Origin of the sequence: Aporhodopirellula rubra, assembly GCF_014192335.1 — a bacterium.
GTDB classification, from domain to species: domain Bacteria; phylum Planctomycetota; class Planctomycetia; order Pirellulales; family Pirellulaceae; genus Rhodopirellula; species Rhodopirellula rubra.
Map to the genome: position 1 here is coordinate 62,906 of NZ_JACHXU010000026.1, position 24,137 is coordinate 87,042.

Below are 24,137 nucleotides of genomic sequence, written 5' to 3' on the forward strand. Positions count from 1 at the left end.
GGCGCGAAGGGGACCGGTCCGAAGGCTACCGGAACCGGCCCGGCGGTCGCAAGGTGAACCGAAAACTCGTCATTTTCGCATTCCCGGCAAAACGAACGCTCGCTCAGCGTACTCTTGCCACATCGACATGAGTTTTTCGGCGATTTCAGGTTTCTCCTGACTCAGGTCGTTCTGCTCGCTGCGGTCGCGAGAAATGTCATACAGTTCCCACGCACCCTTAGGACCTTTGGCGACGAGTTTGTAATCACCCGCACGAACGGCCCGGTTGCCCTCGTGTTCCCAGAATATCGCCTCGCGGTCGATCGACTGTCCTTCAAAAAGTGGTTTCAAACTTCGACCTTCCATCGGATGAATTTCATTGTCACCGTGAAACTTCTGGGGATATTCAGCACCCGAGAGATCTACCGCCGTGGCCATTAAATCGACCAAGTGTCCTGGCGTGGACTCCAACTCGCCGTGGCGAGAGATTCCGCGAGGCCAATGTGCGATTAACGGGGTCGAAATGCCTCCTTCGTGAACCCAGTGCTTGTATTCGCGAAACGGCGTGTTCGATACCGTCGCCCAACCGCGGCCGTAGGCGACGTACGTGTCCGCCGGACCCGCCATTGCCTGATGGCCGCCGCGTACCGGATACCCGTCCCGAGTTTGCTTAGGAGCCATGTCCATCTGTAAGTGATCCGCTGGCAACGGTGCCAAATTCGGTTCGGCGGCTCGCGGACCGTGCTTGCCGTTGCGGCCGAATGATTCGGCGCACCCACCATTGTCCTGCAAGAAACAAATCAACGTGTTGTCGTATTGGCCGGTTGATTTGAGCGACTGCACGATTTTTCCGATGCCTTGATCCATCGAATCGACCATCGCCGCATAAACCTCCATATTGCGTTTGTCCCACTCCCAATGATTCTTCACTTTCCAGCTATCTGGGATTGGCCAGTTAACGGTGCTTTCGGCGTCAATCACCCCGAGATCTAACATCCGTTGGTAGCGCGAGTCTCGAATCGCATCGTACCCGGCATCGTATCGGCCCTCGTATTTCGCAATGTCTCGCTCGCGGGCATGCATCGGCCAGTGTGCGGCCGTGTACGCGACATAGAGAAAGAACGGTTTATCCGCAGACTCTTCGTGATGTTCTTGGATGAAACGCGTCGCGTGGTCGGTAATCGCATCGGTGTAGTAGAACTCGCCGTCGACCTGCGACTCGAGCGGATACTCCGGATCCGACGCAGGTGAAATCCGGGTGTTATCGCGAGTCAGTGAGTTCGGATCCCAAAAGCTACCCGCACCATGAATGGTCCCGTAGAAGCGATCGAAACCACGCTGTCGCGGCCAATTCGATTTGTCAGCATCGGGGGCCTTATTGCTAAAAGGGGTCACGTGCCATTTGCCGGACAGGTAGGTCCGGTAGCCTGCGGGGCGGAGCACTTCAGCGATTGTGACACAGCGACGATTGAGTTGGCCGCGATAGCCATCATGTCCACGGTCTTCCATCATGTGGCCCACGCCCGCTTGGTGTGGGTACAGCCCCGTTAGCAAGCTCGCCCGTGTCGGACAGCATCGTGCCGTGTTGTAAAACTGAGTGAAACGTAACCCGTTTTCCGCCAACGAATCGAGAACCGGGGTCTCGATCTCACTGCCGTAGCAACCGATGTCTGAGAAACCCATGTCATCGGCAAGGATGTAAATAATGTTCGGGCGTTCATTGGACTCAGCGTGTAGCCGAGGCGCCTCAACCAATTGAGGCAACGCCATCACGATAAGTGCGATGATGAGCGTAACCGGGCGATTGAGCGATCTGCCACGCAAATGGGGCGTCATACGGACAAGTGATTCAAACGCGGTGAACGGCAGCATCTGGATTCCCATACTTAGATGGCGGGTGATAATCAGGCGGTAGGCAGGTCACGACAGTCTACTCGCCAAAGGTCACACAATGGGGCGGCTCGATTCGGATGCCGCGTTAGACCAACACCCAGTCGCAAGAACGAATCTCTGATGCTTCACGATTCGGCTCATCGTGGGGTTTCGGTCGACGGGATGTTGTTCAAGAATGACCCGGTGTTCACCAACCGCGTGTCATGGCCACAACGAAGATCGGAGTCGGGTACTGAAGTCGAGGGTGACTTTGGTTTGAGGCATGTCGTCGTGAGAAGGCGTTGGATCGTTTGAACGCGGCTCACTTGCTTTTCGCGGCTGTATTTTTGATCCGAAAAAAATTGCGGCCGATCGCGAACTGTTTCATTTCATGTCGCGTATGGCGTGCTCAGTCTTTGGTCGGACCTGAATTCCATTCTAAAATTGTCTCCCAATCGGGTGATTCGTGGTTCCGTCGATCCGTCCATTAACGACTTTCGTGCTCAGTGTGATGCTGGCGTTGGGGCATGCCCCAGCGTGGCTGCATGTCGCTAGTTGTGATCATGAAGTCTGTGGTCATCACGTTTGTGGACACGGCGATTGCGAACACGGGGGATCAGCCCTCGTCAAATCGCACCATCATGCCGGTTGCTGTCATTCGCATGGTGCCGATGATTGGCATCAATCCGCGAGTGACCACGATGCATCGGCAGAAATTGTTCTGTCGCCCAACAGTGGTTCATCGCCCCATGAATCGCACGCATGTTGGATTTGCCAATCGCTTGCCAGTCCCGTTGGACTAGTCAACGGCGGCGGATTCCATATCGAGTCTACCAACGCGATTGTCCTTGAGTTTCCCCGATGCGATTCGGCAGATGTCGAGCCATCGCACACTCTGCCGCCTCTACGCGGCCCGCCAGCGATCTCTGTCTGATTCGTTGTTGCTTCTTACTTTCCACACCGTCGGTGTTTTCGCGCTCGGTGTGCGCTATTCGTTCGTTAGTGCGTCGATACTGCAATTCATTTGAGTTGTTAGTACGACGTGACGCGAGCGTGCGACCGAGTCGGGATTGACGATCGGACTCATTGCACTGGCTGTCGGTCCGCGATTGCGGGCGACTTCCTGTGCTATGGCAATGATTGATCGTTCTTGTTCGGTGCGCTCACATCCGAATGCCGCCCTGTGTGCCGGCGGATGGGGGGATGTATTGGGAAGTAACTGCGAACAGATCTCAATATCGCTTTTGCAACTTTGCCCTGCGTGTGCGCGTGCTTTCGTTTGACGCCCGGTCCGACCAAGCCTGTGTCGATCGATGTGCGCGCCGCGCGGGGCTCTTCTGACTTCCTGCGCACTCAACACTTTCTTGCAAACACTATGAAAATCTATCTCTCCCGAATACGCGGTGGTTTCACCAAATCCGCGTTCACTTTGATCGAGTTGTTGGTGGTTATCGCCATCATCGGCATCTTGGTCGGTCTGCTGCTGCCGGCTGTTCAGTCGGCGCGTGAAGCGGCACGTCGCATGTCATGCAGCAACCGCATGAAACAAATCGCGTTGGCGACACACAACTACGAAAGCGCCTTCAAGTGCATCCCAGCAATGACGGGGTCGAGCAGCTATTCCGTTCAAGCACGGGTGCTGCCTTTCATTGAACAGGCCAGCCTGAGTGACCTGATTGACTACGAACAGCCGCTACTCGTCGGGCCCGCGTGGGCGGCTCGGTACAACCCTGGCCTGCGAGCTGCGATTGAGACGATCGTGCCCACGTTCCTGTGTCCGAGTGATGTCGGTGATCCCAAGTTTTCCACCGTCTTCGCCGATAGTTCGGATGGTTACTCCGCAGGGCTGAGTTACATGTTCAGTTACGGTAGCGGAACTGAAACGCACTATGACGATCGCTATCGAACCGATGGGATGGTGTGGACCGATTCGTGGGCGAAGTTCCGAGATTGCTTAGACGGCACGACTCAAACCGTGTTACTCGCCGAAACGGTGTTGGGCGATCAAACGAGCGGATTGGCCGAACCGACGCCCAATGGGCCGCACCGCCGGATCGCCAATTGGAGCGGTACGTCGTCGAACGCGGCACCGAACCCCGGATTTCTCGACGCGGGGACGTTGATTCAGAATCCTGATCTTAACTCGATCGTTCCATCCAAAATCAGCTCTTACACGGGAAATCGGGGTGCCAGTTGGATTCGCGGTGTGCCGTACTCAACGGTGATCAATGGCTATTTGACGCCCAATTCAACGCTTCCCGATGTGGGCATGCACGGACGTGGGTTCTATTCGTCTCGCTCGTACCACACCGGTGGGGCAATGCACGCGATGCTCGACGGCAGCGTTCACTTCATCACCGAATCGATCGACCGCGATCTCTATCACGCACTATTTTCGCGAAATGGGCGGGAGGTCGTTCAATGGCCATAGCTAAACCGAGTTGGCTGAGCGTTGTCGGATACTGCGTGATCGCAATTCTTGGTTGTGAAACGCAAACACAACCAGATGTCGACAACTCAAAGGCGTCAGTGCAGGTCATTTATCAGAACGAACCACTCGCCAACGTTCTGATTGTCTTGAAGACATCAAAGGCTGGCGTGCCGCTCACACGTTCGATTTCTGATCGGAGTGGTCGTGCGTCGTTCCAAAATTTGCCGAGTCCTGAGCCCGAACAGTACGCCGTTTTCATGGAATCCAACAGCGACGGCGGATGGATTTTAGATTCCAGAATCATGACGAAGTTCTGCGACTCGTTGCGATTGAAACCTTTCTCACAAGTTCCAAACCAAATCATTGAACTGCCCAAACGTGCGGTTCAATCACTTTCACTTTCTCACTGAAATCAGGAATACAATCACATGTTACTTCGACACTTTTTAATGACCTTCGCGGTTGTTGCGATACTCAGCGGATCCCGTCTTCATGCCCAAGGTCGAACGATCGCACGATTGTTCTGGCAAGACCATGAGAACGCGACATTGATGTGGGGAAACCTGCAGAAATCAGGCGAGGGCTATTCCCTGAACGAAAACCGACTTGAGGGATTCCCGGAACTCAATGTCGACGACCAATCGTTGGTGCAAATGCAGATCGACGACGGAATGATCGTCGTCGGCATTCGCGATGAAGCGGGCGGAGAAATCGGTAGCGGTTGGGTTGCGATCGAATCAGGTGCCGTCCATGAAGAACATGGAGACCATTTCCACTGGCGTTTCTCATCGAATCCGTCCGTTCACGCGATTCATGTTAACGAGTCGCAAGGCAATCCTGCTCACCTTTATCGGTACGACAACACGTTCGTGATGGCGAACGATCAACGCAATGGTTTTACGGTGCTGACGGCGGAGTCCATTCGCAAATCTAAATCGCCGGAAGAGGCCGGGCAATTCATTGCCGGAGGTGGAGGACACATTACTTTGGCAGTTGCCGAAGGAAAGGTTGCGTACAGCACGTGGATTGATCGCGAAGGAGAAAACGCAGGGCGTGTCGACGTGGTCGGCGTCGGCGATCAATCAGGAGCGAGATATCAGATACATTGCCCAACGGGCGGATTGCACGGGGCGACCTACAACAGCGGGAAAGTTTTCTTTGCACCGATTGATGGTATTTGTTGGGTGAATGCGGATCTCGATGTGAACGACGATCCGAAGTCAGTCACGGTGAATCATCTGCAGATTGGGACGGACGGAGACGGCAACCCACTTCGCACGGGAGCTTTTCAGAACATTGGCCATCACGTGGTGTTCTCAAGCGGTAAAGCGAACCAATCACGGTTGTGTTTCATCGACGCATCAAAACCCGAACTCACGATTGAGACGTTGATGCTGGAAATGTCCGCAGACCAGTCGATGCTAACGCCGATTGTTGGAAAAGGCCCCGGCGGCAAACCCGTTGCGCTGTGTTTCGCGGAGTCAAAGGAGACGCCCGAGAATGATCAACTTTGGATTGTTGATCTCGATCCCAACGGAGACGGCAATTTTGCGGACGCACAATCTCGCGAGCCGATCGCGGTGGGGCGAAGTCAGATCGAAGGTCATTTTGGGCATCACGATGCGGTGTTCTTGCCGAGGGGACGTCAAATCGCGATCACAAACCCAGGCGATTCAAGCATTTGGATGATCTCGCTCCGCGACCAAAGCGTCGAAGGTAAGTTCGAATGTAAGGGGACACCAACTAGTTTGATCTCGATTTCGGACTGAGCAGCCGGGGTGCGATAGGGTGGTCGTTGAAGCGTCGCATCGAAAAAGGACTTGCTCGCGCGTGTATTAGCGGGGTTTGGCAGTCAATGTGGCCATGCCCCGCTAAGTCAGCATTTGGCCGCCGTCGACGGCGAGTAGCTGACCGGTCGTCAGCTTCGTTCCGGTGGAGAAAAAGAGTACCGCGTCGGCGATGTCGTCAGGTTGCGATGGTTTGGGAATGGGGTAGTTCGCGACCATCTCGTTAAGATCCCAGTCGGGGTTCCCGTCGCGTATCCATCGGCTGTCGATGGGGCCAGGGCAAACCGCGTTGACTCGAATTTTTGGGCCGAGGGCACGGGCCAGTGATTTGGTCATGGTGTTGAGGCCTCCTTTGCTGGCGCAGTAGGCGATACACGATCCGGCGCCGGTGAAGCCGGCAACGGAACTCACGTTGACGACGCTGCCGCCGTCTCCTTCGGCCAACAGTTTTGCAGCGGCTCGGGTCACGAAAAAGGGGCCCTTCAAGTTGACGCCCAAGATTCGATCCCAAGCGTCTTCGGTCATCGCGTCCAAATCGGAATGTTCAACGAATTCGGTCGCAGCGGCATTGTTGACCAAACAATCGAGTCGTCCGTATTGATTGCGAACATGATCCAACATCGAATGAACCTCGGATGCCACCGACACGTCGGCTCGGATTACGGAAACCGGAGTGCCGAGTGTTTTGATTTCGCTCGCCGTTTGGTTGGCTTCGGTTTCGCTGCGTGAGTAGTTCACGATGACCGCGAATCCTCGTTGCGCGAACTGCAAGGCACAGGCTCGTCCGACTCCGGTGGCGGCGCCCGTGACCAATGCGACGGGACGATCTGAAAGACTCATGAGGATTCCGGTGGACTGCAGCGGTAGGCGGGATCAATAACCGGCTGACCTGCGTGATGCGTAGGCAAACCGAACGCAGCAATGAAACCAAACCGTTGTCGTTTGGGCAACCAGACTCAGTTTCGATCTCTCGCGTCGCTCTCCGCGCTATTGGCCGGCAAATTGATTGGTCGGCAAATTGATTGTCCGGCAATTTGCCGATCACGCGTGTGACTGCGGTGAAATCTTTATTGGGAGGTGTTCGTCGGATAGAGCCAAGTGCAACCGTCGATCGGTGTGCCCATTGCGTCGGCGAGTTGGAAAACGCCTGCTTGACCTGGGAAGAGGCCTTCTACGATTTGTTGTCCAAGCTCTTGCATTTGCTCTTCGCTTTCTGTGGTGAGCATCGACGCGATGACGCGCAACTGAACGCAAGGGACGTCGATCTCTTCGTCCCGCAGAAGCTCAACGTGCATCGCACCATTGGGAGTGAAGAGCGAGATGGATTGAAAGTAGTCTGTCGCGGCTTTCGCGAACTCGTTGTCGAATGACGCATCATAGAGCAAACGATTGTTATCAGACGCGATGCAAGCGTTTGCTCGGGTGTTAATTGGGAATGAATGAAGTGGCGTGAATTCGTGGTCACAGAGCACCATTTCAAGATGCGTCTCAGGAGCGAACTCGGCTTTGATTCCCGCACCCGTGGCTGCAAAGCTCCGTTGGAGTGCGAGGTGCTGCTCGCGGGTTTTCTGTGATGTGGGGACCAGTACTTTGACGTGGTCACCGGTTTTTTGAATCCACATGTCGATTGTGATCTCGCGGCCAGGAATGGTCGGCAACCGAGTCGCGATGGCTTCGAGCGTATCAGGTGCAACGGAGTCGTCGGCGAGATAAAGCATGCACCCGTTCGACGCCAAAGCAGTTGGTTGAAACGGTGGTTGATGCGTGAAGCGATTGAATTCTTTCAGATCGGATCCGATCAATACGTACTCGGTGGTGCGACCGTCAAAAAGCGTGAGGCTGAGATTGATCGCTCGGTCACGCAAGGTGGCCGCGAGTACGATTGGATCGATTTGTGACGTGATCGCTTGATTGCCGACGATCTCAACACGATCTCGTTGATCACGTTGGCGAATGAAAAGGTGAGCGTAGTTGGCGGCGTTGGGAACCATCCCCAACGATCGCAAACCATCGAGGACGGTGTTGAGGTCTTCGTCAGAAAGTTTGGTATCGAAAAAGATGCTTTGACTTCCGTCAAACCAACACGTCGCGACGTCGGAGCGAGACGCGGCAATGACGGGAGTGTTGCTTTCGTCGCTGTGGAAACAGAACTGCGTGGGTTCGCCGTGAAAGCACTCGTGGCTGAGGATGGATGCCATGTACCCATAGATTGGCGTGAGTCGATGGCAAAGATCGAGCGGTAGCGAGGCTTGTATTTTTAGTTCGTGCTGGGGCGATTGGGTCGCATCATTGGGTGTTGCCAGTACGAAGGTATGGTTCTCGTTACTGGATCCGAACAAACATCGAGAGGTGAGTACATCGAGTATCTCTTTGACTTTTTCATTCGACAGCGTTGGGTCGGTGAGCAGCGTGACGTTGGCCTTTTGGTATCGAGGTTGGTCAGCGGCCGTGATGTTCGGCTCTGCGTGTGAGACCGTTTGTGCGTTGATCACTTGAGATTCTTTGGAGTTCGCTTCGGCCCCGATCGTTGCGATAACGACAAGGAGAGCAACGATGCCGATCGGAAATGCGAGCAACACGATGAGCAGGGCTTTGAGCATACGCATGAAGAAAACTCGTTGGTTGTGAACGCGTTAACGGAGACCGGGACACTGAAAATAGGAACAGGAAACCACGGTCGCGTTTCATTTCGCTGGTCCGAAAGGGATTGGCTTTAGCGTTCTCGTTTTGCTCTCGAGTGCCAGCATTTCGCAGAATCCGTGTAGGGAATGTTAGGACGCCACCTCGGGGGCAACGTGCTCAAACTCAACTCAATTCAGGCTCGCTGACGGACGTGGATCGGAATGGAGGGGTTGTTTCGAAGGTTACGGTCGCCTGGGCTTTGCCGCATTGGAATCGTGTCCGGCGGCCGACGTGGCATCAATATACGACCTAGCCTTGAGGTGCATCACGATGCGGTTAGCGCTGCGCATTCAGTTCAATCATTGGACAGTCCAACTATCGGGAACCGGTACACTCGGTCATGTCAATCGATCCATCTAATCAGTCTTCGCCGGAACAGACTCGTGCGATCGGTCCGCTTACCGGCAACTTATCTAAAGAGCCGGTGTCGAGATCTCTCGATAACTCGGCCGGTTCGGCATCCTCGGAATCGAGCAATGATTCCAAAAAGTCTCGGCGACGGGTGCGAACCAATGCTCGTGGGTCGAAGCGTTCGCGTGCTCGTGGTGCGAATGCAGTCGACGAGCAGCGAGTCGCTCAGGGCAACACGACAGCGGCTGCACCGAGCGATATGGATTCGCGATATCAAGTTCTAGGTGAACTCGGTCGTGGCGGATGGGGCGTCGTCCAAAACGCGATCGACAAGCATCTCAGGCGTCCGGTCGCAATCAAGCGAATCAGCGGATCCACACGTCCTTCGAACAACGTGCGTGATCGTTTTCTACATGAAGCGGTCGTTACGAGTCAGTTGCAACATCCGGGTATCGTACCGGTTCACGAGCTGAGTGAAGACCAGACGGGGAATGCGTACTATGTGATGAAATTGCTCGATGGGCAACCGCTTCATCATTTGATTCGCCAGACCCATGCGGCGATGGGATCGGCGTGTGACACCGTTTCGGTGGGCGGCGAGTTGGTGAAGACGGAGGCGTCGAAGGCGAGAATGTCGAAAGATGTTAGGCCAGATGATGCTGAGTCTGAAGAACGTAATTCAAACGGTGGACTGAGGCGTCGCCCTCAACGTCTCGCGGAGGCTGTGTTGCCGCTGCTCGAACGCTTTATCGACATTTGTAACGCCGTCGCGTATGCGCACGAGCAAGGCGTGCTGCACCGCGACCTGAAACCAGCCAACGTGATGATCGGTGGCTTCGGCGAGACCATTATCGTGGATTGGGGGTTGGCGAAGCGATTGAACGAGGAGTCCGCGATTCGCGATGAAGCGGATGTTGAAAACGAACTTGACGAGGCGGCGCGTTGGGTGGAAGCAGCCGACGGTAACTCGGATTCTGCTCGTACGTCGGCCGGATCAATTATTGGAACACCGGCCTACATGCCTCCGGAGCAGGCGTTAGGAAATGTGGATGCGTTGACACCGGCATCCGATATCTATTCGCTCGGTGTGATCCTGTACGAAATTTTGGTCGGTCGTCATCCGTTCAAAGGTTGCAACGTTGAAACGGTCTTGAGGCGCGTTCGCGCAGGCGACAGGGTTTCAGCGAGGCAGGTCCGCCGTGATGTTCCGCGGGCGTTGTCGGCGATCTGCGACAGGGCAATGTCACGCGACCCCGGTGACCGTTATTCTTCCGCCGAATCGCTCGCCGACGAGGTGCGGAGATATCTCGCCGGTGACGCCGTCCTCGCCGATCGTGAAAACTGGACGGACCGAATATCGCGTTGGTGTCGTCGGCATCGTACCGTCGCGTTCAGTTTCGCGGGAACGTCCGTCGTGCTATTAATCACATCGACATTCTTCAGCTATTTCATTCATCAGGCGCACAACCAGGAACGCGCCGCTCGGGTCGCGACCGAAGCAGCACACCGTGAGTCGTTGCAACTGTTGGGCGAAAGCCGCGTTGCTGCCGACGCGTGGTTAATCGACCTGAGTGGATCGCTGGAGTTCTATCCAGGCATGACGCCGATTCGAAATCAGTTGATCGAGCAGGCGACCGAGCACTATGAAGATTTGCTCAAACGAGATTTGACCGGTCCGTCGCCATGGTTGGATGAAAATGCATCTGAGTTGCTGCGATGGCGCCGTAGCGTCGAGCGGTCCAAACTTCATCTGCGATTGGGAGACCTCTATCGGTTGCGAGGAAACGATGCCAAAGCGAGTGGACATTACGAGAACGCCGAAACCGTACTGGCCTCGCTGCAAATGCGAGCGGAACCTGATCGCGACTCGTCCGAAGAGGTAACGTTGCAGAACGCGAATGTTTGGATTGGGAAACGATTGATCGACGCGACGACAAACAAACAAACGTCAACTTCGCTCATGGACAACGCGGGGGAATCGCACTCACGCGAGATCGAAGCGTTGTTGGCGGCGTACGGCGTGACCGATCCGAGCGAACCGTCAACGGAAGAGTTGCCTCGGCGGGCGTATGAACTCGCGTCTTGCCTGTCCCGGATGAGCTTGGTGATAGGACGGACTTCGTCGGCAGAGATGGATTCGTCGATGATCATCACGCACCTGGAACGAGCATCCGAATGGGCGGACTGGCTGCGTCTTTCTCGAGGGAACCCGTCTGATCATCGACTTGCTGAAACGACGACGACCGATTGGGCAACGGCTCTTTTGGACGTCGATCGTTATACCGACGCGATCGATGTCTGGCAGCGATTGGTCGCGAACCTCGAGAAACAAATCGAGTTGGTGCCGAATCGTATTGACTACCAACAATCCTTGGCACACGCACGGCTTCAGTTGGCGAACGCACTATCGCGGACACGAAAACGCGATCGGGCTCGATCGGAATACCTTCACGTGATTGAGGAACTCAATCATGCTTGGTCATTGTCGGACGTGGATGGGTTCTATCGAACCAACCTGTCGGCAGCGGAGAGCAATCTGGGGACGTTGTTGGCCGATGGGAGCGAACAAGAACGTCAACTCGCGGTGACTCATCTCACCAATAGTCTGCGAACACTTCGACGTTTGATTCAGGAAGATCCGAATAGTGACGGGATTCGTCGGTTTTGCGAAACCAGCTTCACGTTGGCGACCGCGCAATTGTCGATACCGGGAGCGGATGCAGTGCCCGCACTCGCCGACGCAAATGTCGGTTACGAGATCTTGACTGACTACGGCATGCTGCTGCCTCGTGATGCGGAGCGATGGAGGGAAGTCCTTACTGAAACGGCCCGCGAGTACGACCAGCGAGGTGCAACGCAGCAAGCAATCGACGCTCGTGAGAAAATCAACGAACTGAAATCAATGGATTCGACCGAATCGAATTGATCACTCATGAGGGACTACTAATGGCAGGATGATCCGCAGGGCCGGCAAAACCGGATGCTCAATCTGCGTCAGGGTCCAAGTCGATAAACTTCGTGACCGTTCTTTTCCCGTGTCACAACCCGTGACCTAGTTTTCCAACAACTGACCCTTTTCAGCCCCCCATCCTCGGGCTCGTCACCTCCGCTGCGATCTATTTATGACTGATCTAATCAACCGCGTTCTTCAGCGTGTTCCAGCTCCTTATCATTTGGCGAGTGAGATGGAAGCCGAAGCGACGATGCAGCAACAAGGCTTTCATACGCCGGACGATGCCGTAGGCAATGAGTCCTGTCTGGTGCAGATCTATCCCGCTGACGTGATCGATGGGATGCTGTTGCTGGAATATGACTTTCTGACGATCGGTCGAGACATCGCTTGCGATCTGGTGTTGGACGATGCCAGTGTATCGCGACGACATGTGCAATTGATTCGAACCCCCGAAGGACACGCTCTCCAAGACTTGGGTAGTACGAACGGGACTCTCGTCAATCGAATTCCGATCCAAGGTCGTCATATCCTGAATTCGGGTGACAACATCTCGATCGGCAGTTTTATCTTTAAGTACTTGTCCGCCGGAAGTGTCGAGTCACAGTATCACGAGACGGTTTATCTGTCGCTCACTCGTGACGCATTAACCGGGACGATGAATAAGCGGTATCTGCTCGAGTCCATGCAGCGTGAAATGGCTCGTTCGCTCCGTCGCTCTCAGTCGCTCGCCGTGGTGATGATGGACATTGACTTTTTTAAGAGCGTCAATGATACCCATGGGCATTTGGTCGGCGACGAAGTACTTCGCGAGTTTGGGAAACGGCTGTTGTCGACGTGCCGCGAAGATGATTTGTTGGCACGATACGGCGGGGAGGAGTTCTCGCTTTTGATGGCGTCGACCGAACGTGATGAGGCGATCGAGATCGCAGAACGGTGCCGAGCGGTGATTGGTGGAAAGCCTTTTGCGACGGCGATCGGTCCGCTCGACATTACCGCCAGTTTTGGAGTGGCCTGTTACGATGGCGATCGAATGATGAAAGCGGTCGAACTGATCAAGATCGCGGATGATCGTTTGTATGAAGCCAAGCGAGATGGCCGTAACCGAGTGGTGTGTTAATCACGAATTGACGCTCTGCGGGTTGCAGTGTCGACGATTGAAATGCCGGTAGTGAAACTCGTGGAAGGTTCGGTGACGGAGGCCGGCGGTAGTGGGATTTGACGGCTTTTTCCTCGCATTTTCTGGCCGAAACAAATCGATTGCGTCATGCGATTACGTTTTGCTATGACGTGATTCGTGAATCTCTCTAGTGCCGCGATGATCGGGAGCCGATTCGGCGTTTACGCCTGGATTCGTCGCTGCGCGGTCGCTTCCTTTTCTGCAATTGGCTTCATTGCAGTTTCACCGCTCGGCGTTTCACACACGAATGCACAGACGCTGGTTGCGCCGGAACAAGTTGGAAGCGGTTTTGAGCAGTATGAACCCGGCGAGATGATTGTCGCGGATGAGTATGTTCCCGTTCTGACGCCGATCGCGATGGAGGTGCCCGTCGAGCGGTTTCGGCGAGGGTTCTATCAGGGCAGTGAAGTCTCATCGGGATACGTTCACGGACTAGGTGATCGCGCGGGCGGATTGAATCAGACTTTCTTTGAGGCTCGAGTGGCTGTTGGTGTGCCGCTGGGCAGTTTGAAAAACATTTTGGCAGTGAGTCCTTTCTTCCGTGTTGATTCGATCGACGGGCCAACGTCGATTGATGTTCCCGAAACGCTCTACAGCACGGGTGTGACGCTGTTTCAGCGAAAGGAATGGACCGAACGCGTATCCACGACGTTCCTGCTGACGCCTTCGGTGCGGAGTGACTTTACGACGAGCGAAGACGCGTTTCGACTATTCGGATTGGGAATGGTCAGTTGGCAGGTTTGCACGGATTGGAATGTGGCATTAGGGGCAGTCTATTTTGATCGCTCGGATCTCAGCGTATTGCCGGTGATCGGTGCAACCTGGACACCGCGACCGTGGTGCAAATTGGATCTGACCATGCCGCGACCCCGGTTGAGCTATCGACTGTGGAAAGACGGCGGAGTTGCCGAAGCATGGGCATATATCGGAGGCCAGCTCGGAGGGAACACCTGGGCGGTCTCACGCGATGACGGTTCGCATGATGAACTGACGATCGGAGAATTGCGGCTGCTGTTCGGATACGAGGTAATTCGTCAAGGCAACCGAGGTTTGTTGATCGAAGGCGGATATGCTTTCAATCGGAGCGTCGAGTATGAACGGGCGAACGTGGAAGTGGATCTGGACGATGGTTTGTTCCTGCAGGCCGGGTGGAAGTTTTAAATGAATTCGTTGATTCTCAATCGGTCTCAGTGTTCGCGACATCGAATCGTCGTGGTATTCGGTTGGGGAGTGGCGACCCTGTTGTGTCTGTTGCATTTCGCGCGGCCAGTGCAGGCACAGTTGCCCACTGGGATAACCAAATCACGCTGGGCGATGGATGATCCCGACTATGCACAAAAATACGCTGACGGTGCCGAGAAGACCGATGTGCCGGGGAAGATCAAGCAGGCCGCCGATGCACGTTTTTTGAAAGACTCTTCAGGGTGTTATTTCTCTGGTGGACTGACCGCGTTCGGAACATCGAGCAATCCGATGGGCAGTCTGGAACTTGGTTACACCGGATACGGGACGTCGTTCATGACTAACCGCATGGGGTTTGTAGCGGCGGCCAATGACGATGATTACTTTCTGGGTGGCGAATTGGGGATGCGTTTTCAAACGCCGACAAGGTTAGCCCCGTTTGTGGGCTGGGGGTTGTTTGCCGGTGCGTCGAGCACCACGGAATCAGCCGACGATGACAATATTGACAATGACGACGACGGCGATATCGACGAGTGGGGCGAGGAAGAGGAGTCGTTCGATGGTGCGTTGATGGCGATCTATCCTGAGACGGGGATTCACTTTTGGTGGACGCCACGGGTTCGTATTAGTGGTTTCGGCCGCTACCTAGTGACAACCGAAGGCCGCGATGCCGACGCATGGTACTATGGAGCGTCGATCGCGATCCTATCGAAATAGGTTCAGCGTATCGACGGAACGGTTCCGCTACGAGAAACCCAAACGCGTCCGTTTATTCGTCGCATCTGCCCCGTTGCGTCCAAATCACACTGTGAATTGCAGCTCATTTGGGGCGATCTCGTGTGCATCGCAAATTCCACTTCGGTACAATGCGAACGTGGGGCGTTGATGGCTGATCTTTCCATTCCCATCTCCGGGATGCCGATCGCTCCAATGACACCAATCCGGGTGAATCAATGGGGCCTCCGCAGTCGAATACACAACAGTCTCGATGGAGTATTGGCGTCCATGCCATTCTTTTTCAGTTCTTAGTCATCTGCAATTTCGCGACCGTGCAAGCGATGACTGTCTTTCCAATGGCACTTGCAAGTCCGATCACGATAGCATCTGGACGTGTGTACTTCATTCAAAGCGTCGGTTCTCTCACCGTTTTAGATCTGCAGTCCGGACACGTTATAGCTCGTGTTCAGCCTGACGGCGATGGTTTGAATGGCGAGGTGGTGGTCGACGAGAAATACGTTCACATCGTCGGGCAATCTAGGCTGCAGCGAATCGACGGTAGAACTTTCACGCTTCAAGAACGCTTTGACACGGTTAAGACCGATGTGAATGCTCGCTGGATTACGGCGATTACCAGATCACCTACTTCGTCAGTCACGACAAACGCGAATTTGCTGATCTACGATCAGCTAGACGCGGGATCGAAAACGGTATCGATCGGGGAGATAGACGAACATCAGCATGTCATTCATCTCGCTGTTCGTGAAAATTTGATAATCGTCGCGAGGCAGTCGCTCCAGCCACCGAAAGTGGATGTCACTGTGATTGACGCTGAATCTGGAGAGCAGATCAGTCAGGGAGAATTTGAATTTGGTAGTGGCAGCGAATTATTTTTTGGTCCTGATTTCCTGATTGAAGCGGAGGTGACCATTGCTGAATACGACTGGGAGTCTGGGCTCGATTTTATGGCCGGTGATATGCCTTCGCCAACGAGTGATTATTGGATTCGCGCATACGATTCGTTAAGTGAGCGAAAAGGCCTTGAGGTAATAAAGCGTCCGATCCCATCCGGGTTCAGTGATGCAAACCCTGTGATGCTAGACGGCTATTTTATCGATGAGTATGGATCAGTCTCGTTGATTAATGACGAGAATCGAGAGCGAAGTCTTAAGAGTTTCGATCAAAGAGATGAGGATGAAGACGAATCTGCTCTGGTTTGGCGTTCAATTTTGATACCGAAGGCTTCAGTCACCCTGTTTCAAGCAAGCCGAATTGAACCTGAAGGTGTTTCTGGCTTGATTTTTCATACGGAGTCTGACTGGGCGAGATGGCTTATCTCACATCGTTCGTCGATGAAGCCAAGAATAGAACAGGCAGCCTTTGATAGGCCATCTGATTTGCTTGTGATTGGCAGCAGCGATGGACGCGTCGAATGCGTTGATAATAGTACTGGAGATTCGAAATGGCTCTACACTTTCGCGTATTCCTACATCGTTGGAAGTTTCAATAGCCGTACTGTGTTCCCGTATTTTTCAACATCTGAACGATTGCATCGACAGAGACACGAAGATGCGAGACAACTATCAGCTAGTCAAAAGTTGGTACGCGAAAATTCGCAGATGAGTTGGGGTGATCCTGCAGTTGAACGTCGAGAAAACACTGTCGAGCACATTCATGATCCCAAACCGGATTTACTCCATCCGAAGCGAATTGAGCGTATGAATGCGGTTTGGAGAAGCGTTTGGAAATCGATGGGTTTCGTGATTGTAATGTTCTTTTTTTCTGGAGCTCTGTTGACAGTCTATTCGTCCTCGACGTGGCTTCATGAAGTGTGTGTTGTTCTGCTTGTTGTCGTTTGCGCGTTGTCCAGCCAAGCCATTGGAAACTGCCTGTGGGAGCACCACCGCGTGGATGAAGCGATGACGCGTGGCATGAAGATCAATTTCGTTCTTCTGATTCTCGTGATCGCTACGATCGGATTTCGATGGTTTGCCAAAACCAAAGCGACCACCTCGCGTCGACCGGTCTTGTTCGGACTCGCTACGATATCGACAGCCATGCTTCTTTTGTACGTCAACTGGCTACCACTGCTGACGCCTTGATGTAGGCAAACAACCTTCTTCTAGAGCCAAGACTGTTAGTTGTAAATCTCGCAATGTGCAGGATGGTTTTGCGAAGGATCGTATTGCGTTGGTGCTGTTTGCTGCAATGTGGTTGAGACACTGTTAAATTGGTGGGATGAGTTCATCTCCTGAAATCGCAGAGCTTGTTCGTCAGTGGCAGCGCCGGACCCAGAGTGGCGAGGTGGGAGTCCTGGAAAGCTTGCAAGCTGATCATCCTGAAATCGCGGAGGAGATTGCGACCGAAGTTTCGAAACTGCAAGATCGCGAAACGAATGCTTCTGCGTCGGACACGCGGGCGAGCAAGTCGGCGTTTCAGACGGATGAGTTTGCGACGGTGCTTCCGTCGAGAGCGGATCATCCTCGGGAGGTGGTTCCGAAGGAGAAGACGCCTGAATCACTCGGTCCGCAGGGGCGGTATCGGGTCGTGCGACTGTTGGGAAGCGGCGCCTTTGGCGATGTCTTTTTGTGCCACGACGAAAAACTGCTGCGTGACGTCGCGATCAAAGTCCCACGGATAGAGTGGCTGCAAGAACGCGGCAACGTGACCGACTTCCTTAACGAGGCGCGTGCCGTTGCGGCGCTTCGAGATCCCGGGATCGTTACCACCCACGACGTCCTCGAGGATAGCGACGGCACCATTCTTTTGGTGATGGAGTATGTCGACGGCGGAACGTTGCAGAACAAACTCGATCGGTTGCCGCTGGAGACGTCTCGGATGGCGACGTTGGGTGTTGGTGAGATCGCGCGGATCGGATGTGATATCGCGGGGGCACTCGTGGAGCCTCACCGGTTGGGGTTTGTGCATCGAGATCTCAAACCCGCCAACGTGTTGATCGGTCGCGATCGATTGCGAATTACGGATTTCGGGTTGGCAATCTCAACCGCCTCGAATTCCCCTGCCAACACGGCGGGCACACCGTTGTACATGTCTCCGGAGCAGTTGCGGCCACGCGATTCACAGCTCGACGCGAGATCGGACCTGTGGAGCATCGGTGTGATTCTCTATCTGACCTGCACCGGCCAGTTTCCTTTTCAAATGCCTGCGTCGTCAGAAAAGGTGGGGCGAAGTAGGACGCGAGAGTTGTTCCGTCGTATTCAGGAAGAATCACCCGTCCCACCAAGGCAAATTGACAAGTCGATACCGGTCGCGTTGGAGCAAGTGATTTTGCGGTGTCTGCAAAAGAATCCAGCGGATCGTTATCAAACCGCGGAGGAGCTAGGGAACGATCTACGGCTTCTAAGCGTGACCGACGCGCCAGGATGGCGGTGGGAGTGTCTTGCAATTCCGGCGGGAGCGTTTCTGACGTTTGTTGGAGTCATGGCAGTGACTGCAACCTATTTCAGCATGCTGACGATGCCGCATCTGTCTCAAAGCGGTTTGATTAGCGTAGGTATCAGTGCCTATGTGTTGGCGGCGTTGACACTGGGGATTGGGCCTCCGCTGATTGCGGCGGGAAATTGGTGTTGTTGTCGAAGGGCGAAAGCACAGCGTGCCAACACACCGACGTTGCCATGTCGCGTCAGTCGTTACGCAGTCGCCTGCGTGGGAGCCGGGGCGGCGACCGCAGGGTGGGGGCCACCAGTGTTTTTGTTGACGATTGTTTTGGCTGCACTCGCGTTGCGTGATCTTCGTCGAAAGAAGCATTGGTTGTCGGGGAAACGTCACGTCTTCGTAGGATTAACGCTCACATTTTTGATGATGATTCCGTGGACGTTTTGGTGGTTCACGCTTGCGAAGATCGCCAAGGCGACTCGTATGGTAGAGATCGCTGATACGGCAATCACGAATTCGGATTATGGCCTGGCAGATCAAACTCTCGATCAGATTGCGATGCAAAGTCGATCTTTTCCGACGTCCTATTCCGCAGTTGGAGATGTCGCGTTCGCATTGGATGTTCGATTGGCCTACGCAAAAGGAGATTATGAGCGTGTGCTCGCGATGACCGATGCGAGCAAGAGCTTAAACAAATTTCTGACTGTCCCCGAAGCGATGGTCGTCTTTCTGCGAATGAAGGCAAACGAGCAATTGGGGAATCAGGAGGCGGCAGAACGAGACCGTGATGTTTTGGCCACGGTTTCTCCATGGACGGTGGAGCAATTACCCGAGTGGGTTGAAGTTCCTGACGCGGTGCCCAGAAGATCGTTTACACGTTAAAAAGCCGGGCGTTGATCTTTGCGACGACGGAATCGTGCTCGGGCCGATCCGTAAATTCAGTTGCTAACAAGAGAATGCGATGCGGGAAAGCCAGAACGGATGACGCAACACTGCGGTCACGAAAATCTCTAGGATGGTCCCGCTAATTAAGATCGAGTTAACGGATCGATTATATTTCGTAGTTCGGTAGTCACTGTTTAGTACTTATTGCGTGAATCACATGAAAATCTTTGCCATCCTCGCGATCGCTCTTCTGCTCAACTGTCCAGTCGCCGGATCGGTGGTTGCTGGCGATACAGGTGTGTTGCTCTTTCAAGATCAGTTTGATCGTAGCGAGTCACAGGAGGACAACGAAGAAATCGGTAACGGATGGAACTCAAATAGTCAGAAACGTGCCAAGGGCAACAAGCAAGTCGATTTGCGAGATGGGGCTATGTACATCTGCCTCCATCCGGAGGCCGACCACGCTGTTTCGGTCACGCATCCCGCCGAGTTTCGTAATGGATTGGTGTCGCTGCGGTTCATGTTGGAGGGTGAGCAAGACAGTTTGGGTTTGAATTTCGCTGATTTGAAGTTCAAAGGAGTGCACGCTGGACATCTATTCGTGGCCAAAATCACTACTCAATACGTGCAGATCGATGATCTGAAGACGGGACGAATGGCGAACGAGTACTATGAGTTGAAGAAAGCCAAAAAGTTGACTCAGGGGATGAAGAGCGAACTAGAATCGAAGAGCAAACGGTTCCCAAATAAGCTTGAAACAGGTAAATGGTACGATCTCGCGGTGCGAATCGAGAACGCCATGATAAGCGTCTCCATCGACGGCACGCCGGTCGGCTCGTTTCAATCCGAAGGAATCGCCCATCCAACCAAGCGGTTGTTGCGTCTGGCGGTGCCCAAGAATGCGGTCTTGGATGATGTCAAGATTTACGCTCTGTCCCCGTAGTTCGATGGCGATTCGAATCACGATGTTTGCGATCGTCGAGTCACCCACAACCCTCCCACCTCTATCCCTCACCGAAGTGAACTCTGAATGAAAATCCAATCGATTTGTAAATTGAGCCTCGTCCTCGCAGTCGTGTTGTCCATCAACACATCGTTCCTTTCGGCTGACGATTCCGCCGCCAATCCCAAGGGGCTGAAGGTGCTCTTGGTGGCCGGCGGTTGTTGCCACGATTACCAGACGCAGTCAAAGTTGTTGAAAGAAGGAATCGAAGCACGCATCAACGCAGACGTCACAGTTGTGTTGAGCAATGACAGCACGACGAAGGCGACGTTTGAGATTCACCAATCGGACGATTGGGCCGAAGGTTACGATGTCGTCGTGCACGATGAGTGTTCAGCCAATGTGACAGAGCAGCCGTACGTGAATCGGATTCTTGCGGCGCATCAAAACGGCACACCTGCGGTGAATCTGCACTGTGCGATGCACAGCTATCGTTGGGGTGATTATCGAGCGGCAGTGCAGCCTGGTGCGGACAACGCAGGTTGGTATAAGATGATCGGCGTCCAGTCGACAGCCCACGGTGCGAAGTCTCCGATCGATGTCGTGTACACCAATTCGGACCATCCGATCGCGAAGGGGTTGGAGAATTGGACAACGATCGATGAGGAGCTTTACAACAACGTCCGGGTCTTTGACGGGACAAACGCGTTGGTGTCCGGCAATCAAGTGACACCGCCTAACAAGCGAGAATTGAAGAAGGATCCGAACGCTGCACCGAAGGAATCCACCGCCGTAGTGGCCTGGACCAACGAGTATGGTCCAAAGAAGACAAGAATTTTCAGTACCTCACTCGGTCACCAGAATGAAACCGTCGCTAATGACAAGTACATGGACCTCGTCGTTCGCGGACTGTTGTGGGCGACCGGTAATCTGTCGTCCGACGGTACGCCCGCGGCTTCGTTGGCGAAGTAGCAATTGTCCGATGTCGTCTCCATGCAACCTCTGCGAACACACTTCGCAGAGGTTGTTTTATTTAGAAGGCGTCGATAAAGAAGACGTCGAACAGGATTAGGCCTTTCCTGCGAAGATGAATTCTCCATCGCGATAATCGATGCTGATCGTGGTGCCTTCGCCGTAGCTGTTTTTAAGCAGCGCCGAAGCAAGTGGGTTTTGAACCTCTCGCTGGATGACACGTTTGAGCGGACGGGCACCGTAGGCAGGGTCGTAACCGACGGCGGCGATTTCATCGACTGCGGCTTCGGTCAGTTCGAGCGAAAGCCCGTTTGCTGCTAAGCGTTTTCTCAGGTCATCCAACTGCAATTCAACGATGCGCCGAATCTGCGTTTGCTGGAGCGGATGGAAGATCACGATGTCGTCGATCCGGTTCAGGAATTCGGGCAAGAATCTTGCTTTGAGGGCATCCTGGACCGCTGAACGCATTTCTTCTTCAGCGCCACCTTCGTCGTTAACACGTTGGATCACTTGGCTGCCAACGTTACTGGTCATCACAATGACAGCGTTGGTGAAATCGACCGTGCGTCCTTGGCCGTCGGTCAGGCGTCCATCGTCGAGGACTTGCAACAAGATGTTGAAAACATCGGGGTGAGCCTTCTCCATTTCATCGAGCAGGATCACGGCATAGGGGCGTCGCCGAATAGCTTCAGTGAGTTTACCGCCTTCTTCGTAGCCGACGTATCCGGGAGGGGCGCCGATCAATCGCGAGACGCTGTGTCGTTCCATGAATTCACTCATGTCGATTCGTACCATGGCGGAATCGTCGTCGAACATGACTTCAGCGAGTGCTTTGCAAAGTTCGGTTTTTCCGACCCCGGTTGGGCCGAGGAACAGGAACGAACCGATGGGACGATTGGGGTCTTGCAACCCGCTTCGGCTGCGGCGGACGGCATCGGAGACGGCAGTAACGGCTTCGTCTTGTCCGATGACGCGTTGGTGCAGACGTTCTTCCATCACCAATAACTTGGCTCGTTCGGTTTCCATCATGCGTGAGACGGGAACGCCGGTCCACGTGCTGACGACCTCTGCAATTTCCTCTTCGGTCACTTCCTTTCGCAGCAAACGGCGTTGGTCACGATCTGGTTTCGCGTTTTCATCAGAGGTGCCATGTTCTGCGCCGGAGTCATCTGTGTTGGATTCGGATGATTCCATTTCATCGATGCGAGATTGCAGTTGGCGTTGTCGCGTTTGGACCTGCAGCATTTCGCGATACAGATCTTCGGGGCTTTCGCCGCGGAGTTGTTTCTCTTTGGCCTCGGCATCGAGTTTCGCGAACTGGTGTTGCAGTTCTTCGGCTTCTTGACGGATCGACTGGACATCGTCGAGGCCCATTTTTTCCGCGTCCCATTGTTCTCTCAGGCTCGCGAGTTCCGCTTTCACCTCGTCCATTTCTTCTTCGACTTCGGTACGTTTATCGACCGCGGAGGCTTCGGATTCATCGACGAGTTGCCGGTGAGCAAGCTCGAGTTGTCGGAGTCGTCGTTGCAGACGATCGATGGGTTCAGGAACCGATTCCTTTTCCATGGCCAAGCGGCTGGCGGCTTCATCGATCAAGTCGATGGCTTTATCGGGAAGGAATCGATCGGCGATGTAGCGACTCGATAGGTTGGCTGCGGCCACGAGTGCACTGTCGGTGATGCGAACCCCGTGGTGCGATTCGTAGCGTGATTTGAGTCCGCGAAGGATTGCGACAGTGTCCTCGATGTTGGGTTCGCCAACGAAGACGGGTTGGAAGCGACGTTCGAGTGCCGCGTCCTTTTCAATGTGCTGGCGATATTCATCCAACGTCGTCGCACTGATGCATCGCAGCGACCCGCGTGCGAGTTCAGGTTTGAGGAGGTTCGCGGCGTCGGCGGAACCTTCGGCGTTACCTGCGCCGACGACGAGGTGGAGTTCGTCGATAAACAAGACGACTCCGCCGCCTGAGTCTTTGACTTCACGCAAAACGGCTTTGAGTCGTTCTTCGAAGTCGCCGCGGAATTTTGCACCGGCAACGAGAGCACCCATGTCGAGTGACACGACGCGTTTGCCTTTGAGGCTTTGCGGAACGTCGCCTTCGAAGATGCGAAGTGCGAGACCTTCTGCGATCGCGGTTTTCCCCACACCAGGCTGGCCGATCAGGACCGGATTGTTCTTTGTTCGTCGCGAGAGGACTTGGATGACCCGTCGGATTTCGTTGTCACGGCCGATCACGGGATCGAGCTTGCCCGTTTCGGCGAGCGCGGTGAGGTCGATCCCGTATTTCTCGAGTGCTTGGTAGGTTGATTCGGCGTTGGGATCGGTCACGCGGGCGGAGCCTCGGATTTCGCTGGCGGCTTTGAGCAGATCGTCGGCGGTCACGCCGGAAAGGGAGAGAAGATTTTTGGCTTTGTTTTCAATCCTTGCCAAACCGAGCAACAGGTGTTCGGTGCTGATGTATTCGTCTTTGAGAGACTTTGCCGCCTCGTCGGCTGTTTGGAAAACCTCTTGCAGTTTTGAGCTGACGCGAGGTTGGCCACCGCCGCTGGTGCGTGGCAGTTTCTCTAGTTCGCTGGCGATCATCGATTGAAGTGCGCCGGTATCGACCTTCAGCTTTTCGAGCATCGGTTTCGTGATACCACCGGACTGCGCCAGAGCAGCCGCGAGCAGGTGCAACGGCATGATTTCAGCGTTGCCTTGAGCGGTTGCTTGGGCTTGCGCTTCGGCAACGGTGTTTTGGGCTTGCGTGGTCAGTTTATCGATTCGAAAGGCCATGGGAGTCAGCTCTTTGCATCAAACGGTGGGGAGGT

15 protein-coding genes are annotated in these 24,137 nt (G+C 54.3%); 11 read left to right on the top strand and 4 right to left on the bottom strand.

Annotation, left to right across the window (positions count from 1 at the left end; translation table 11 throughout):
• Positions 1-69: 69 nt before the first annotated feature.
• Positions 70-1,851 carry an arylsulfatase gene (locus FHS27_RS25825; protein ID WP_246420951.1) on the bottom strand — a complete coding sequence of 594 codons (1,782 nt, stop codon included), beginning with the start codon at positions 1,849-1,851 and terminating at the stop codon, positions 70-72.
• A 1,375-nt stretch (positions 1,852-3,226) separates the two neighbouring features.
• Between FHS27_RS25825 and FHS27_RS25830 the strand changes: the two genes are divergently transcribed.
• From FHS27_RS25830 to FHS27_RS25840, 3 genes are read left to right on the top strand one after another with little or no spacing between them, the layout of a single operon-like run.
• Positions 3,227-4,282 carry a DUF1559 domain-containing protein gene (locus tag FHS27_RS25830; protein ID WP_184308509.1) on the top strand — a complete coding sequence of 352 codons (1,056 nt, stop codon included), beginning with the start codon at positions 3,227-3,229 and terminating at the stop codon, positions 4,280-4,282.
• Entirely contained in the window at positions 4,273-4,692 is a 420-nt protein-coding gene (locus FHS27_RS25835; RefSeq protein ID WP_184308511.1) for a hypothetical protein, read from the top strand. The genes FHS27_RS25830 and FHS27_RS25835 overlap by 10 nt, the downstream gene beginning before the upstream one ends.
• A gap of 18 nt (positions 4,693-4,710) precedes the next feature.
• A complete protein-coding gene (locus tag FHS27_RS25840; protein ID WP_184308513.1) occupies positions 4,711-6,051 on the top strand; it encodes a hypothetical protein in 1,341 nt (446 codons plus the stop codon).
• Between the two features lie 102 nt (positions 6,052-6,153).
• On the opposite strand, the gene FHS27_RS25845 is transcribed toward FHS27_RS25840, so the two are convergent.
• Positions 6,154-6,909, bottom strand: coding sequence for an SDR family NAD(P)-dependent oxidoreductase (locus tag FHS27_RS25845; RefSeq protein WP_184308515.1), 756 nt, complete (start codon positions 6,907-6,909; stop codon positions 6,154-6,156).
• Positions 6,910-7,136: 227 nt separating this feature from the next.
• Positions 7,137-8,675, bottom strand: a complete 1,539-nt coding sequence (locus FHS27_RS25850) for a hypothetical protein (RefSeq protein WP_184308517.1) — start codon at positions 8,673-8,675, stop codon at positions 7,137-7,139.
• A 416-nt stretch (positions 8,676-9,091) separates the two neighbouring features.
• On the opposite strand from FHS27_RS25850, the gene FHS27_RS25855 reads away from it, so the two are divergent.
• The 8 genes from FHS27_RS25855 (at position 9,092) to FHS27_RS25890 (ending at position 21,327) form a co-directional block, all read left to right on the top strand.
• A complete protein-coding gene (locus FHS27_RS25855) occupies positions 9,092-12,028 on the top strand; it encodes a serine/threonine-protein kinase (protein WP_184308519.1) in 2,937 nt (978 codons plus the stop codon).
• A 196-nt stretch (positions 12,029-12,224) separates the two neighbouring features.
• The gene (locus FHS27_RS25860) at positions 12,225-13,172 is read left to right on the top strand and encodes a diguanylate cyclase (protein ID WP_184308521.1); all 948 of its coding nucleotides are present in this window, start codon (positions 12,225-12,227) and stop codon (positions 13,170-13,172) included.
• Positions 13,173-13,349: 177 nt separating this feature from the next.
• Positions 13,350-14,393 (top strand): hypothetical protein, encoded by a 1,044-nt coding sequence (locus FHS27_RS25865; RefSeq protein WP_184308523.1) that lies wholly within the window; start codon positions 13,350-13,352, stop codon positions 14,391-14,393.
• Complete coding sequence (locus FHS27_RS25870) at positions 14,394-15,131, top strand: hypothetical protein (protein WP_184308525.1); 738 nt, start codon at positions 14,394-14,396, stop codon at positions 15,129-15,131.
• Positions 15,132-15,472: 341 nt separating this feature from the next.
• The gene (locus FHS27_RS25875; RefSeq protein ID WP_184308527.1) at positions 15,473-17,233 is read left to right on the top strand and encodes a hypothetical protein; all 1,761 of its coding nucleotides are present in this window, start codon (positions 15,473-15,475) and stop codon (positions 17,231-17,233) included.
• 136 nt (positions 17,234-17,369) lie between these two features.
• On the top strand, positions 17,370-19,409 hold the full coding sequence (locus FHS27_RS25880; protein WP_184308529.1) for a serine/threonine-protein kinase: 2,040 nt from the start codon (positions 17,370-17,372) through the stop codon (positions 19,407-19,409).
• A gap of 220 nt (positions 19,410-19,629) precedes the next feature.
• Positions 19,630-20,355, top strand: coding sequence for a LamG domain-containing protein (locus tag FHS27_RS25885; RefSeq protein ID WP_246420963.1), 726 nt, complete (start codon positions 19,630-19,632; stop codon positions 20,353-20,355).
• 87 nt (positions 20,356-20,442) lie between these two features.
• The gene (locus tag FHS27_RS25890) at positions 20,443-21,327 is read left to right on the top strand and encodes a ThuA domain-containing protein (protein WP_184308533.1); all 885 of its coding nucleotides are present in this window, start codon (positions 20,443-20,445) and stop codon (positions 21,325-21,327) included.
• 96 nt (positions 21,328-21,423) lie between these two features.
• On the opposite strand, the gene clpB is transcribed toward FHS27_RS25890, so the two are convergent.
• A complete protein-coding gene (gene clpB / locus FHS27_RS25895) occupies positions 21,424-24,102 on the bottom strand; it encodes an ATP-dependent chaperone ClpB (protein WP_184308535.1) in 2,679 nt (892 codons plus the stop codon).
• Positions 24,103-24,137: the final 35 nt, after the last annotated feature.

What these genes read in the sequence shown, in the direction of transcription:
- FHS27_RS25890 (WP_184308533.1), top strand. Translation starts at nt 20,443, where the DNA reads ATGAAAATCCAATCGATTTGTAAATTGAGCCTCGTCCTCGCAGTCGTG.
- FHS27_RS25860 (WP_184308521.1), top strand. Translation starts at nt 12,225, where the DNA reads ATGACTGATCTAATCAACCGCGTTCTTCAGCGTGTTCCAGCTCCTTAT.
- FHS27_RS25835 (WP_184308511.1), top strand. Translation starts at nt 4,273, where the DNA reads ATGGCCATAGCTAAACCGAGTTGGCTGAGCGTTGTCGGATACTGCGTG.
- FHS27_RS25845 (WP_184308515.1), bottom strand. Translation starts at nt 6,909, where the DNA reads ATGAGTCTTTCAGATCGTCCCGTCGCATTGGTCACGGGCGCCGCCACC.
- FHS27_RS25850 (WP_184308517.1), bottom strand. Translation starts at nt 8,675, where the DNA reads ATGCGTATGCTCAAAGCCCTGCTCATCGTGTTGCTCGCATTTCCGATC.
- FHS27_RS25840 (WP_184308513.1), top strand. Translation starts at nt 4,711, where the DNA reads ATGTTACTTCGACACTTTTTAATGACCTTCGCGGTTGTTGCGATACTC.
- FHS27_RS25875 (WP_184308527.1), top strand. Translation starts at nt 15,473, where the DNA reads ATGACTGTCTTTCCAATGGCACTTGCAAGTCCGATCACGATAGCATCT.
- FHS27_RS25830 (WP_184308509.1), top strand. Translation starts at nt 3,227, where the DNA reads ATGAAAATCTATCTCTCCCGAATACGCGGTGGTTTCACCAAATCCGCG.
- FHS27_RS25825 (WP_246420951.1), bottom strand. Translation starts at nt 1,851, where the DNA reads ATGCTGCCGTTCACCGCGTTTGAATCACTTGTCCGTATGACGCCCCAT.
- FHS27_RS25880 (WP_184308529.1), top strand. Translation starts at nt 17,370, where the DNA reads ATGAGTTCATCTCCTGAAATCGCAGAGCTTGTTCGTCAGTGGCAGCGC.
- FHS27_RS25885 (WP_246420963.1), top strand. Translation starts at nt 19,630, where the DNA reads ATGAAAATCTTTGCCATCCTCGCGATCGCTCTTCTGCTCAACTGTCCA.
- FHS27_RS25855 (WP_184308519.1), top strand. Translation starts at nt 9,092, where the DNA reads ATGTCAATCGATCCATCTAATCAGTCTTCGCCGGAACAGACTCGTGCG.
- FHS27_RS25870 (WP_184308525.1), top strand. Translation starts at nt 14,394, where the DNA reads ATGAATTCGTTGATTCTCAATCGGTCTCAGTGTTCGCGACATCGAATC.
- clpB (WP_184308535.1), bottom strand. Translation starts at nt 24,102, where the DNA reads ATGGCCTTTCGAATCGATAAACTGACCACGCAAGCCCAAAACACCGTT.